11 protein-coding genes are annotated in these 12,549 nt (G+C 74.5%); 3 read left to right on the plus strand and 8 right to left on the minus strand.

The annotated features are described in order from the left end of the window. Nucleotides 1-117 precede the first annotated feature (117 nt). Nucleotides 118-342: a DUF3107 domain-containing protein gene (locus tag JOF54_RS03455; protein ID WP_210053015.1), complete on the plus strand. Its 225-nt coding sequence runs from the start codon at nt 118-120 to the stop codon at nt 340-342. Nucleotides 343-468: 126 nt separating this feature from the next. Here JOF54_RS03455 and JOF54_RS03460 read toward each other — a convergent pair whose 3' ends face one another. Then, nucleotides 469-1,182, minus strand: coding sequence for a ferritin-like fold-containing protein (locus tag JOF54_RS03460; protein WP_307803797.1), 714 nt, complete (start codon nt 1,180-1,182; stop codon nt 469-471). A 310-nt stretch (nt 1,183-1,492) separates the two neighbouring features. Then, nucleotides 1,493-1,639, minus strand: a complete 147-nt coding sequence (locus tag JOF54_RS03465) for a hypothetical protein (RefSeq protein WP_210053017.1) — start codon at nt 1,637-1,639, stop codon at nt 1,493-1,495. A gap of 94 nt (nt 1,640-1,733) precedes the next feature. Between JOF54_RS03465 and JOF54_RS03470 the strand changes: the two genes are divergently transcribed. Beyond that, nucleotides 1,734-3,194: a DEAD/DEAH box helicase gene (locus JOF54_RS03470; RefSeq protein ID WP_210053019.1), complete on the plus strand. Its 1,461-nt coding sequence runs from the start codon at nt 1,734-1,736 to the stop codon at nt 3,192-3,194. A 37-nt stretch (nt 3,195-3,231) separates the two neighbouring features. Here the strand turns inward: JOF54_RS03470 and JOF54_RS03475 are convergent, their stop codons facing one another. The 3 genes from JOF54_RS03475 to JOF54_RS03485 form a co-directional block, all read right to left on the minus strand. Further along, entirely contained in the window at nt 3,232-3,729 is a 498-nt protein-coding gene (locus JOF54_RS03475) for a class F sortase (RefSeq protein WP_307803798.1), read from the minus strand. A gap of 158 nt (nt 3,730-3,887) precedes the next feature. After that, nucleotides 3,888-4,661 carry a DUF4397 domain-containing protein gene (locus tag JOF54_RS03480; RefSeq protein WP_210053021.1) on the minus strand — a complete coding sequence of 258 codons (774 nt, stop codon included), beginning with the start codon at nt 4,659-4,661 and terminating at the stop codon, nt 3,888-3,890. 104 nt (nt 4,662-4,765) lie between these two features. After that, nucleotides 4,766-5,113, minus strand: a complete 348-nt coding sequence (locus JOF54_RS03485; protein ID WP_210053023.1) for an MmcQ/YjbR family DNA-binding protein — start codon at nt 5,111-5,113, stop codon at nt 4,766-4,768. Between the two features lie 48 nt (nt 5,114-5,161). On the opposite strand from JOF54_RS03485, the gene JOF54_RS03490 reads away from it, so the two are divergent. Continuing rightward, the gene (locus JOF54_RS03490) at nt 5,162-6,043 is read left to right on the plus strand and encodes an aldo/keto reductase (protein WP_210053026.1); all 882 of its coding nucleotides are present in this window, start codon (nt 5,162-5,164) and stop codon (nt 6,041-6,043) included. Here JOF54_RS03490 and JOF54_RS03495 read toward each other — a convergent pair. The 3 genes from JOF54_RS03495 to JOF54_RS03505 all read right to left on the minus strand — a co-directional run bounded on the left by JOF54_RS03495 (nt 6,003) and on the right by JOF54_RS03505 (nt 12,438). Then, a complete protein-coding gene (locus JOF54_RS03495; protein ID WP_210053028.1) occupies nt 6,003-6,395 on the minus strand; it encodes a TraR/DksA family transcriptional regulator in 393 nt (130 codons plus the stop codon). The two genes, JOF54_RS03490 and JOF54_RS03495, sit on opposite strands and share 41 nt — an antisense overlap. A gap of 4 nt (nt 6,396-6,399) precedes the next feature. After that, nucleotides 6,400-7,245 (minus strand): PHP domain-containing protein, encoded by an 846-nt coding sequence (locus tag JOF54_RS03500; RefSeq protein WP_210053030.1) that lies wholly within the window; start codon nt 7,243-7,245, stop codon nt 6,400-6,402. Between the two features lie 318 nt (nt 7,246-7,563). Then, nucleotides 7,564-12,438, minus strand: coding sequence for an NAD-glutamate dehydrogenase (locus tag JOF54_RS03505; protein WP_281073312.1), 4,875 nt, complete (start codon nt 12,436-12,438; stop codon nt 7,564-7,566). Between the last annotated feature and the right edge of the window lie 111 nt (nt 12,439-12,549).

Raw genomic sequence — 12,549 nt, forward strand, 5'->3', positions numbered from 1 at the left:
GTCGGCGAACACGGCGCGGCTGGCGCGGTGTCGTGTGGCACGGTGGAGGCGCACGCGCTGACCCCGCGTCCCGGGCACGTCCGGGGCGGGGAGGCAGCAGGACAACCAGGAGGATCTGTGGAGATCAAGGTCGGTATCCAGCACGTCAACCGCGAGGTCGTGGTGGAGACCACCGAGACGGCCGCCGACGTCGAGCGCGCCTTCAGCGAGGCCGTCGAGAACCAGGGCGTCTTCACGCTCTCCGACGAGCGCGGCCGCCGGGTGCTCATCCCCTCGACGAAGATCGCCTACGTCGACCTCGGCGAGGAGCACGCGCGCAAGGTGGGCTTCGGCACCCTCTGAGGCCTCGCGCCCGCACAGCGCCCTGAGCCTGTCCTCGCGCCCTGAGCCCGTCGAAGGGCCTTCGACAGGCTCAGGCCGCGGGTCGGGCTCAGGCCGCGGGTCGGGCCAGGACCGCAGGATCCCGGCTCAGGACTGCAGCCCCAGCGCGGCCATCCGGCGGGTGTGGTTCTCCACCAGCCGCGAGAACATCCGGCTGACGGCGGCGAGGTCCAGCCCCGGCCGGTCGACGGTGCCGGTGAGCAGGCTCGTCAGCGCGTCGCGGTCCGCGGCGACCCGCTGGGCCTGGCTCAGCGCCTCACCCACCAGCCGGCGGCCCCACAGCGCCAGCCGGCCCCCCACCTTCGGGTCGCTCTCGATCGCCTGCCGCACCCGGCCGACGACGAAGTCGACGTGCCCGCTGTCGGCCAGCACCTCGTGCACCAGCGCGCGGGTGTCGGCGTCGACGAAGGCCGCGACCTCCCGGTAGAAGTCGGCGGCGATGCCGTCGCCGACGTAGGCCTTGACCAGCCCCTCGAGCCAGTCCTTCGGCCGGGTGTGGTCGTGGAAGCCGTTGAAGGGCTCGTGGAAGGGCCGCATGGCCGCCATCACGTCGATCCCGGAGTCGGCGAGCCGGCTGCGCAGCCGGCCGAAGTGCTCCACCTGCTGGCCGGCCATCACCGCCAGCTGCACCTTGTCGGCCAGCCCCGGCGCCATCCGGGAGTCCTCGGCCAGGCGGTCGAAAGCCGTCAGCGCGCCGTAGGCCAGCAGGCCCAGGAGGTCGAGCGCACCCGCCCGGTACGCCGCGTCCGGCCCGTCCGCCGACGGACCCGTCCCCAGCCCCGCCGCGCTCTGCTCGTCCACGTCGGCAGCCTAGCCAGCGGGCCCGGCCGGCGGGCGCGACACGGTCCGGCGCGCGGACGGAGCCCGTGCAGCGCGCGGGCGAAGCCCGACGGCCCGCGCGCCGCTCATTCGGTCTGGGGGCCCCGCGGGTCTAGGATGGCCGCGTACGCATCAGGTGATGCGTCCCTGGTATGTCGTCCGTGCTCCTCGGCGCACCGCTCGGAAGCGGCGCGAGAGGCCTCGGCGTGGAGCGCCGCTCCAGCGCGCAGCGACCTTGACGGGTCGGGTCGCGCGACGCGGACCCCGCTCCTCGCAGGACGCGCGCACCGGGTCATCCCCAGTTTTGCTCAGCGAAGGCGACCATCCTGACCAGCGACAGCACCGAGACGCCCACGGCGTCCACCGCTCCCGAGACCACCCCCACCGACGAGACCAGGGCGGCCGCGGCCGCGCTCGAGGACGTCGTCCTCGAGGGCACCGGCCCCACCACCGCCGCCGGCGACGGCGTCAGCGAGGACGAGGCGGCCGAGGAGCTCCCGGCCCCGGTCCCCCAGACCTTCCGCGACCTCGGCGTGCTCGACACCATCGCCGACGCGCTCGACGCGGTCGGCATCAGCCACCCGTTCCCCATCCAGGCGATGGCCATCCCGATCGCGCTGACCGGGACCGACATGATCGGCCAGGCGCGCACCGGCACCGGCAAGACGCTGGCCTTCGGCATCCCGCTGCTGCAGCGGGTCGTCGTCCGCGAGGACCGCGACTTCGAGGCCCAGGCCAAGCCCGGCGCCCCGCAGGCCCTCGTGGTCGCCCCCACCCGTGAGCTGGCCAGCCAGGTCAGCAAGGACCTCAGCGTCGCCGCCGCCCAGCGCGGTGCCCGCGTCGTCACCCTCTACGGCGGCATGGGCTACGAGCCGCAGCTGGACGCCCTGGCCGCCGGCGTCGAGGTCGTCGTCGGCACCCCCGGCCGGCTCCTCGACCTGGCCGACCGCCGGGCGCTGGACCTCAGCCACATCAAGGTCCTCGTCCTGGACGAGGCCGACGAGATGCTCGACCTGGGCTTCCTGCCCGACGTCGAGCGGATCCTGGCCAAGACCCCCGAGCTGCGCCAGACGATGCTGTTCTCGGCCACTATGCCCTCGGCCATCGTCACCCTGGCCCGCCGGCACCTGCGCCACCCGGTCAACATCCGCGCCGAGTCCGCCGAGGACTCCACGACGGTGCCCGCCACGGCGCAGTTCGTCTACCAGGCGCACGACCTGGACAAGCCCGAGATCGTCGCCCGCATCCTGCAGGCGGAGAACCGCAACCGGGTGATGATCTTCTGCCGCACCAAGCGCTCCGCGCAGCGGGTGTCGGACGACCTGGTGGAGCGGGGCTTCAACGCCACCTCCATCCACGGCGACCTGTCGCAGGTGCTGCGGGAGAAGGCGCTCAAGCGGTTCCGCGGCGGGGAGGCCGACGTCCTCGTCGCCACCGACGTCGCCGCCCGCGGGATCGACGTCACCGACGTCACCCACGTCATCAACTACGAGTGCCCCGAGGACGACAAGACCTACGTCCACCGGATCGGCCGCACCGGCCGGGCCGGCGCCTCGGGCATCGCGATCACCTTCGTCGACTGGGCCGACCAGACGCGCTGGAAGGTCATCAACAACACCCTGGGTCTGCCGTTCCCGGAGCCCCAGGAGACCTACTCGACCTCGGAGCACCTGTTCCACGACCTCGGGATCGACCCGGCCGCCAAGGGCCGGATCGTCGAGCCGAAGGCCGAGGAGAAGGTGGACGGCCCGTCGTGGGAGGAGCGTCGCAGCAAGCGCAAGAGCAGCGCTCCGCGGGAGCGTCGCCGCACCCGCAACGGCGCGACGACCGAGGGCGGGGCCCCGGCCCCGGCGCCGACCCGGATCAGCGAGCCCGTCGTGCACGAGGCTGCGGTCGGTGACGGCGCGGCCGAGGGCAGCACGGGCGACGCCCCGCGCCGTCGTCGTCGCCGTCGTCGTTCGGGCAGCGCGGCCAGCACCGGCACCGCCGGCTGACCGCTCTCCACCCAGCAGCACCCCGGGCTCGTCCGCGTCAGCGGGCGAGCCCGACTGCTTCCGCCGTCACGACGAGGTTGCTCTCGTAGCCGCCGCGCTCGGGGCGGTAGGCGCCGGTGCAGGTGATCAGCACCAGCCGGTGGTCGCCGGTCTGGTCGAACGCCGCGCTCCCGGTGGCCAGCGCCTGCTTGGCCACCGTGCGCACCGACACCACCCGGTAGCGCTGCCGGTGCTCGTCGTCGCGGAGCGTCACGACGTCGCCGCGCTCGACGCGCAGCAGCCGGGCGAAGAAGCCCAGGCCCTCGGTCGCGGAGTCGACGTGACCGGCGACGACGGTGGTGCCGAAGGGGTCGCCGGCCCAGGCGCTGCCGTCCCACCAGCCGACGTGGCGGACCTCCTCGGGCACGACCAGCTCGCCGTCGACCGTCGACGCGGGCTCGACCCGGGCGCGCGCGCCGCCGGGCAGCTCGACCGCCGTCGGCACGAAGTGCACCCGGCTGCTGGGAGCGGGCTCCCCCACCCGGGCGCTGGGCACGGGCTCCGCCGGCGCGGCCGGGCGGGTGGACGCGGCGGTCGCCGCCGGGGCGGGCGGTGCGGCCGGCGCGGCGACCGGTGCGGACCCGCAGCCGGTCAGGACCAGCGGCAGCAGCAGCCCCAGCAGGAGCGGCGCGCGGCGGGGCCGCGGACCCCCGGTCAGGACCAGAGCGCGGTCTCGGGGCGCTGCAGGCCGACGGCCTGCCCGCCCGTCCCCGTGTCGACCCGCGAGGGCTTCTCCGAGCCGGTGCTGCCGGTCTCGATCACGTGCACCGCGACGTTCATCGTCTTCTTGGCCGGGTCGCCGATGGCGTAGACCCGGTTCAGGGCGCCGCCCTGCACGGTGAGGTCGACGGGGCCGAGCACCACGGGCGACGACTTGCCGGCGGGCACGATCGCGACCTCGTAGGTGGCGACGGGGACGACGAGGTTGAGCGACTCCCCGTTCTCGATGTCGGCGAAGAGGACCTTGCCGTCGACCCGGACGTCGGCGTCACCCACCCGGGCGGTGTGCGCGACGGTCAGCGAGGCCTTGCCGCGGGGGACGTCGGAGAGGTCGTTGCGGAAGACGGTGACGGCCGGCTCGGCGTCCGCGCCGCCGTCGGCGGGCAGGTGCAGCACGACGTCCCAGCTGGAACCGGCGCCGACCTTGAACATCCGCTCGAGCAGCACGTCGCCGTCGTCGCTGAAGGTCACCTTGCGGGAGCCGGCCTTCACGGGGAAGGCCTTCGTCACCGCGGCGGTCTTGACGCCCTCGGCGACGGTCTTGCCGTCCACGGCCACGTCGACGGTGCGGCCGGGCAGGCCCTGCACGACGTAGATCTTGGCGTCGTCGGCGGCGGCCACCGGGGCGGCGGTCAGGCCGGCCAGGGTGAGGGCCGCGCTGACCAGCAGCACGAGCGCGGTCCAGCGACGGGCAACGGCAGTGTCCACGAGATCCCCCGATCCGAGCTGCCCCTCCCCCGAGAGGCAGGAGCAGACTACCCCGGTCCCCGGGCGGCCACCGGGCGGACGCGGAACCCGTGGCCGGGCCGGCGTCAGCCGCCGTCGAGCTCGCGGCGCAGCCGGGCCGGCGCCTTGGTCCGCCACGCCTCGGTGACCAGCTCGGCCAGCTCGTCGACGTCGACCGCCTCCAGGCTCAGCAGCACGGCGGCGTACCCGTCGTAGTGCGGGGTCGTGGAGAAGACTTCCGGCCGGGCGGTGAGCAGGGCCTCCTTCTCGCCGAGGTCGGCCACCGGCAGCACGAGCCGCCCGTCGTCGTCCTCGGTGCGCACCCGCAGGAACCCCTTGCCGGCCACGAGGAAGCCGGGGGTGCCGTACCAGGTGCCCTCGGTGGTGCCGGGCAGGGCGAGCACGAGCCGCCGCAGGTCGTCGAGACTGGCCACCCGACCACCGTAGACCCGGGGCTGGGGGCGGGCGCTAGGTTCGGCGGCATGACCGAGACCTCTTTCCCCGACGCCACCGTCGCCCTGGGCCCGTTCGCGGTGCACCGGCTGGGCTTCGGCGCGATGCAGCTGCCCGGCCCGGGTGTGATGGGCCCGCCGCGCGACCACGACGAGGCGGTGGCCGTCCTGCGGCGCGCCGTCGAGCTGGGCGTCGACCACATCGACACGGCGCAGTACTACGGCCCCGACGTCGCCAACGAGCTGATCCGCGAGGCGCTGCACCCCTACCCCGAGGGCCTGGCCCTGGTCTCCAAGGTCGGCGCCGTCCGCGACGCCAAGGGCGGCTGGCCGCCCGCGCAGCAGCCGGCCGAGCTGCGGGCCGGCGTCGAGGACAACCTGCGGAGCCTCGGCGTCGAGCAGCTGGCCGCGGTCAACCTGCGGGTGCTGGACCCGATGCGCGGCTACACCCCGCCCCCGTTCGAGGACCAGCTGGCCGAGATGGTGGCGCTGCGCGACGAGGGCAAGATCGCCGGCATCGGCGTCTCCAACGTCGACCTCGACCAGCTCGACACCGCGATCCGGCTGGCCGGCGTCGTCTGCGTGCAGAACGCCTACAGCCTGCTGGACCGCAGCTCCGAGCCGGTGCTGCAGCGCTGCGAGGCCGAGGGCATCGCCTTCGTGCCGTTCTTCCCCCTCGGCTCGGCCTTCCCCGGCACGCCGAAGGTGACCGAGAACGCCGCCGTGGTCGAGCTGGCCGACCAGCTGGGCGCCACCGAGGCCCAGGTCGGGCTGTCCTGGCTGCTGCACCACAGCCCGGTCATCCTGCTGATCCCCGGCACCAAGTCGCTGGCGCACCTGGAGGAGAACATGGCGACGCTGACGCTGCCGCTCACCGAGGACCAGGTCGCCGACCTGGAGAAGGCCGTCTGAGCGCGGCGCACGCCACGCAGAGCCGCGCCTCGGGCCGGGCGCTCAGCCGCTCGTCGGGAATCGGCCGGCCGCACCGCTCGCAGACGCCGTAGCGGCCGGCCGCCAGCCGCTCCCCGGCGGCGGCGAGCTCGGCCAGCGTCTCCTCGACCCGGACCAGCAGGGCGTCGTCGCGGGCCTGGTCGAGGGAGACGGTGGAGCCCTCCGGGTCGTGCTCGTCGTCGGCGGAGGTGAGGCTGCGGGCGGTGCGCATCTGGTCGATCGCCGCCTCCAGGGCGTCGCGCTGCTCCTCCGCCTGCCGCCGGCGCTGCTCCAGCCGCTCGGCGGGCGACGGCTCGGGCCCGGGCTCGGTCACGGCCTCAGGCCACCCGGGCGGCCATCCGGGCGCTGATCTCGGCGAACACCGACGGGTCGGTCGTGTTGACGCCGAGGTCGTGGTCGACCTTGCCGGTGCCGTGGTAGTCGCTGGAGCCGGTGGCCAGCAGGTCGAGCTCGCGGGCCAGCACCCGCAGCCGGTGCCGGGTGGCCCGGTCGTGGTCCTGGTGCTCGACCTCGAGCCCGTCGAGGTGGTGCTCGGCCGCCAGGTCGGCGAGGAGCGCGGGGGGCAGCACGTGCTCGCGCCCCCGGCCCCACGGGTGGGCGATGACGGCGACGCCACCCGCGCCGCGGACGAGGTCGATGCCCCGCGCCAGGTCGATGGCGTAGCGGTGGACGTGCGCCGGGCCGCCGTCGTAGAGGTAGCGGTCGAAGGCCTCGGTGCGGTCGTGCACGTGCCCCGCCTCGACGAGCGCGTCGGCGATGTGCGGGCGCCCGACCGAGGGGCTGTCCCCGACGAAGCGCATCACCGCCTCCTCGCTGACGCCGACCCCCAGCGCGTCGAGCTTGGCCAGCACCCCCGCCAGCCGCCCGGTGCGGCCCTCCCGGACCCGCTCCATCTCCCGCGCCAGCTCCGGGTCCGCCGGGTCGACGCCGTACCCGAGCAGGTGCACGCTGCTGCCCGACTGCGCGCACGACAGCTCGAGCCCGCGGACCACCTGGATGCCGACCCGCTCCCCCGTCGCCACCGCCACGTCGAGCCCGTCGAAGGTGTCGTGGTCGGTCAGCGCGACGACGTCGAGCCGCGCCCGCACCGCCTGCTCGACGAGCTGCTCAGGGGTGTCGGTGCCGTCGGACGTCGAGGAGTGGGTGTGGAGGTCGATCCGCATGCCCCCAGACCTACCATGGCGCGCTGACAAGCCCAGCCCTCACCAGTCTCGCGTCGGAAACGCTGACGGGCGCCAGCTGAGTCCCAGCCCACCCCTCAGCATTTCCCGACCCGGCACCCGGACCGCGCGCCGCCGGAGTGAGGAGGAGCCGGTGGACACGCTCTTCCTCCACCGGCGACGACGAAGCCGGCGGGTCAGAGCGCGGTCCGCGTCCGAGCGGAGCGAGGACAGACAAGGCGCGCGACGACGAACACGGCGGACCCGAGCGCGGTCCGCGTCCGAGCGGAGCGAGGACCAACAACACAGCAGCGAGGACCGTCACACAGCCGGCAAGAGAGCCCGCGCCACCCTCAGCCCGACGGAGACCCGGGCCAGGTCGGCCCGCCCGCTGCAGATCTGCCGCAGCGTGGTGACCGAGGTGGCGACCCCGGGCACCGAGCGCTCCCAGTCCCGGACGACCTGCTCCGGGTCGCGGGCCGGGCCCTCGCCGCGCGGCCCGGCGTGGCCGAGCGCCTCGGCGGTCAGCCCGGCGTGCACGGCGTGCAGGTCGTCGCGCAGGGCGGCGCGGGCCATCGTCTGCCAGCGGTCGGCGCGGGGCAGCTCCAGCACCCGGCCCAGCAGCCGGTCGAGGCCGAGCCGCTGGCCGAGGGTGAAGTGCACCGCGGCCACCTCCAGCAGGTCCTGCCCGGTGCGCGCGGTCGTCTGCACCACCGACAGCGCGGCGTAGGCCGGGGGCAGCACCGCGATCCGCAGCGCCAGCTCCTCGGGCACGCCGGCGTCGCGGTAGCGCCGCAGCCGCTTCTCGAAGGCCTCCCGCTCCCGGCCCGCCAGCACCTGCGGGAGGACGGCGCGGACCTCGGTGACCCCGGCCGCCAGCTCGTCGACGGCCGCCTGGACGTCGACGCGGCGGCGCCGGTTGAGCAGCCAGCGGGTGGCCCGCTCGACGAGGGTCCGGACCTCCAGCCGCAGCGTCGTCTGGACCGCGGCGTCGACCTGGTGGTCCAGGCCGGCGACGGCCTCGTCCAGCTCGGCGGCGCCGAAGACCGCCCGGGCCGCGGCGTGGGCCAGGATCACCTCCGCCGCCGTCGCGCCGTTCTCCCCGGACAGCCGGTGGAAGCAGGTGATGCCGGCGGTGTCGACGAAGCGGTTGACCGCGACGGTGGTGATGATCTCGCGGTGCAGCCGGTGGCTCCGCATCTGCTCGGCGTACCTCTCGCGCAGGGGGCGGGGGAAGTAGCCGACGAGGTCGCGGGCGAGGTAGGGGTCGTCGGGCAGGTCGGAGCGCTCGACCTCGCTCTCCAGCACGATCTTGGTGTAGGCCAGCAGGGTCGCGAGCTCCGGCGCGGTCAGCCCGGCCTTGTTCTGCCGCCGCTGCTCCAGCTCCTCCTCCCCGGGCAGCGCCTCCAGCGCGCGGTCCAGCAGCCCCTGGTCCTCCAGCCGCTCGATCCAGTCCTCGTGCACGCCGGCCATCGAGTGGGCCTGCTGCACGCTGTTGGCCAGCGCGAGGTTCTGGGTGCGGTTGTGGGCCAGCACCAGCCGGGCGACCTCGTCGGTCATGGACGCCAGCAGCGCGTCCCGGTCGGGCAGGCTCAGCCGACCGGCGGCGACGTCGGCGGCCAGCAGGACCTTGATGTTGACCTCGTGGTCGGAGGTGTCGACGCCGGCGGAGTTGTCGATGAAGTCGGTGTTGATCCGGCCGCCCGCCGCGGCGTACTCGATCCGGCCGCGCTGGGTGAGCCCCAGGTTGCCGCCCTCGCCGACGCAGCGGGCCCGCAGCTCCCCGCCGTCGACGCGCAGGCCGTCGTTGGCCTTGTCCCCCACCTGGGCGTGGGTCTCCTGCGCCGACTTCACGTAGGTGCCGATGCCGCCGTTCCAGAGCAGGTCGACCGGCGCCTTGAGGCAGGCGCTGATCAGCTCCTGCGGGGGCAGCGCGGTGACGTCGTCGGCCAGCCCCAGCACCTCCCGGACCTGGGGGCTGACCGGGATCGACTTCAGCGTCCGCGGGTAGATCCCGCCGCCCTCGCTGAGCAGGCCTGCGTCGTAGTCGGCCCAGCTGGAGCGCGGCAGGGCGAACAGCCGCTCCCGCTCGGCGAAGCCGCGCTCGGGGTCCGGCTGCGGGTCGAGGAAGACGTGCCGGTGGTCGAAGGCGGCGACCAGCCGGGTGTGCCGGCTCAGCAGCATGCCGTTGCCGAAGACGTCGCCGCTCATGTCGCCGATGCCGACGCAGGTGAAGTCGTCGACGGCCGGGTCGAGGCCCAGCTCGCGGAAGTGCCGAGTGACCGACTCCCAGGCGCCCCGCGCGGTGATGCCCATCGCCTTGTGGTCATAGCCGGCCGAGCCGCCGGAGGCGAAGGCGTCACCCAGCCAGAAGCCCGACTCGACCGAGATGGCGTTGGCGATGTCGGAGAACGTCGCCGTGCCCTTGTCGGCGGCTACGACGAGGTAGGGGTCGTCGCCGTCGTAGCGGACCACGTGCTCCGGGTGCACGACGGCGCCGTCGACGAGGTTGTCGGTGAGGTCCAGCAGGCTGGTGATGAACAGCTGGTAGCAGGCGATCCCCTCGGCCAGCCAGGCGTCGCGGTCGCTGCCCGGGTCGGGCAGCTGCTTGGGGTAGAAGCCGCCCTTCGCCCCGACGGGGACGATCACGGTGTTCTTGACCATCTGCGCCTTGACCAGGCCGAGCACCTCGGTGCGGAAGTCCTCGGCGCGGTCGGACCAGCGCAGCCCGCCGCGGGCGACGGCGCCGAAGCGCAGGTGAACGCCCTCGACCCGGGGGGAGTAGACGAAGATCTCGAACTGCGGGCGGGGCTCGGGCAGGTCGGGGATCTGCCGCGGGGCCAGCTTGACCGCCAGCGCCTGCCGGCCGGGGACGTAGTGGTTGGTCCGCAGCGCCGCGGCGAGGACGGCGAGGTAGGAGCGGACGATCCGGTCGTGGTCGAGGCTGGCCACGTCGTCCAGGGCCGCGGTGACCTCGGCCGTGACGGCCTCGACGCGGGCGGCGCGGCGCTCGTCGGAGAGCTCCAGCCGCGGGTCGAAGCGGGCCTCGAACAGCGCCACCAGCCGGCGGGCCAGGTCGGTGTTGGCCGACAGCGCCTGCGCCAGGTAGGCCTGGCTGTAGGGGCTGCCGGCCTGCTGCAGGTAGCGCCCGACCGCGCGCAGGATGCTCACCTGCCGCCAGTCCAGCCCCGCGCCGAGGACGAGGGCGTTGAAGCCGTCGGACTCGCTCCGCCCGGCGTAGGAGGCGGCGAAGGCGTCGGTGAAGCGCTCGCGGGCCTCCAGCGTCCAGTCCCGGCGGACGGCGTCGCGGCCGCCCGGCACGCTGAGGCCGAAGTCGTAGACGAAGGCCCGGTCCCCGCGCAGGCTCAGCTCGTAGGGCCGCTCGTCGATGACGTCGACGCCCAGCCGGGTGAGGTGCGGCAGGATCTTCGACAGCGACATGGAGGCGTCGCGGCGGAAGATCTTGAGCCGCAGGTCGGCCTCGTCGTCGGTGCGGACCGGCCGGTGCACCGCCATGGACATGCCGTCGCGCTCGCCGAGGGCGCCCAGCGCGGTGAGGTCGTCGAGGGCCTGCCCGGGGGCGTAGTCCTCCTTGTAGGACTCCGGCAGCGCGCTGGCCAGCAGGCTCAGCCGCTCCGCCTGCTCCGAGGCCCCGACGAGGTCGGCGAAGGCGTCGTCCCAGGAGCGGGTGGCCAGCGTCAGCTCCTTCTCCAGGCCCCGGACGTCGATCGCGCCGAGCGGCTGGCCGACCGGCATCCGCAGCACGAAGTGCAGCCGGGCCAGCACCGACTCGGTGACGCGCGCGGTGTAGTCGACGGTGCCGCCGCCGAGCCGGGCCAGCAGCAGGTCCTCCATCCGCCGGCGGACCGCGGTGGTGTAGCGGTCGCGGGGCAGGAAGACGAGGCAGGAGAGGTAGCGGCCGTAGGGGTCGGGCCGGACGAACATCCGGACCTGGCGGCGCTCCTTGAGGTGCGCGATCTTCTCCACCGTGCTGGCCAGCTCGTCCAGCGGGGTCTGGAACAGCTCGTCGCGGGGGTAGGTCTCCAGCACGTCGACGACGGCCTTCCCGCCGTGGCTCTGCTCGTCGTAGCCGGTCAGCCGGAGGACGGCCTCGGTCTTCTGCCGCAGCACCGGCACCCGCGCGATGCTCTCGGAGTAGGCGCTGGAGGCGAACAGCCCGAGGAACCGGCGCTCGCCGACCACCCGGCCCTGGGCGTCGAAGGTCCGCAGGCCCAGGTAGTCCAGGTAGGCCGGCCGGTGCACCCGGGAGCGCGCGTTGTCCTTGGTGATGATCATCAGCAGGTGGTGGGTGCCGGGCTGCGGGAGCGCGTGGAAGGTGTCGGGCGCGTCCTCGTCCCCGCGCAGGATCCCCAGCCCGGTGCCGGGCACGACGGCGTAGCGCAGGTCGTCGCCCTCGCCCACGGCCACGTGCTCGCGGTAGCCGAGGAAGGTGAAGTGGTTGGCGTTGAGCCAGCCGATCAGCTCCTGGGCCAGCGCCGCCTCCTCGGTGCGGCCGCCGGTCAGCGCCGGGTCGCCGAGCAGCTCGGCGGTCTCGGCGGAGCGCTCGATCATCGGCCGCCAGTCCTCGACGGCGGCCCGGACCAGCGCGAGCACCTCCCGCAGGCCGCGGTCGAGGGCCGGGACGAGGCCATCGGGGTCCTCGGGCCGGGCGGGCGGCAGGATCTCCAGGTGCATCCAGGACTCGGCCAGCACGCCGGGCTGGGCGGCGGCCTCGCCCCGCTCGACGGCGACCAGCCCCCCGTCGGCGTCGCGGCGGACCAGGTACTGGGGGTGGAACACCTCGCGGACGCTCCAGCCCTGCCGGAGCACCTCCATGGTCAGGGAGTCGACGAGGAAGGGCTGGTCGTCGGTGACGACCTGGACGACGGTGGCGCCGCCCGCGGTCCAGCCGTCGTCGCCCTGCCGGGGGGTGCGGATGGTGACGACCGGCTCGCCGGGGCGGCGCTGCAGGGCCGCCCGGTAGTGGCTGGCGACCAGCCCCAGCAGGTCCTCGACGCTGCGGGAGTCGACGTCGACGGCATCCACGTGCCGGAAGTAGTGGTGCAGGAACACCTCGACCTGCTCCGGGTCCTGCCCCAGCTCGGCGGCCAGGGCCGCCCCGCGGGAGGCCACCGAGGCGATCTTGTCGTTCTTGTCCTGCTCGAGCTCCACGTCCGCCACCGTCACGTCCACCATCCTCGTCGGGCGGCGCACGCCGCTGTGCGCCGGCCCTGCCGACCCTAGTACCGCGCGGTGCGCGCGGGGCCCCTCGGCGCGGGTCGGCGGGCGGCGCAGCGGGGCAGCGCG

This window comes from Microlunatus capsulatus (assembly GCF_017876495.1).
Classification (GTDB): domain Bacteria; phylum Actinomycetota; class Actinomycetes; order Propionibacteriales; family Propionibacteriaceae; genus Microlunatus; species Microlunatus capsulatus.

Bases quoted from the DNA above. Each gene is read 5' to 3' on its own strand.
- JOF54_RS03490 (WP_210053026.1), top strand. From the start codon at position 5,162: ATGACCGAGACCTCTTTCCCCGACGCCACCGTCGCCCTGGGCCCGTTC.
- JOF54_RS03500 (WP_210053030.1), bottom strand. From the start codon at position 7,245: ATGCGGATCGACCTCCACACCCACTCCTCGACGTCCGACGGCACCGAC.
- JOF54_RS03505 (WP_281073312.1), bottom strand. From the start codon at position 12,438: ATGGTGGACGTGACGGTGGCGGACGTGGAGCTCGAGCAGGACAAGAAC.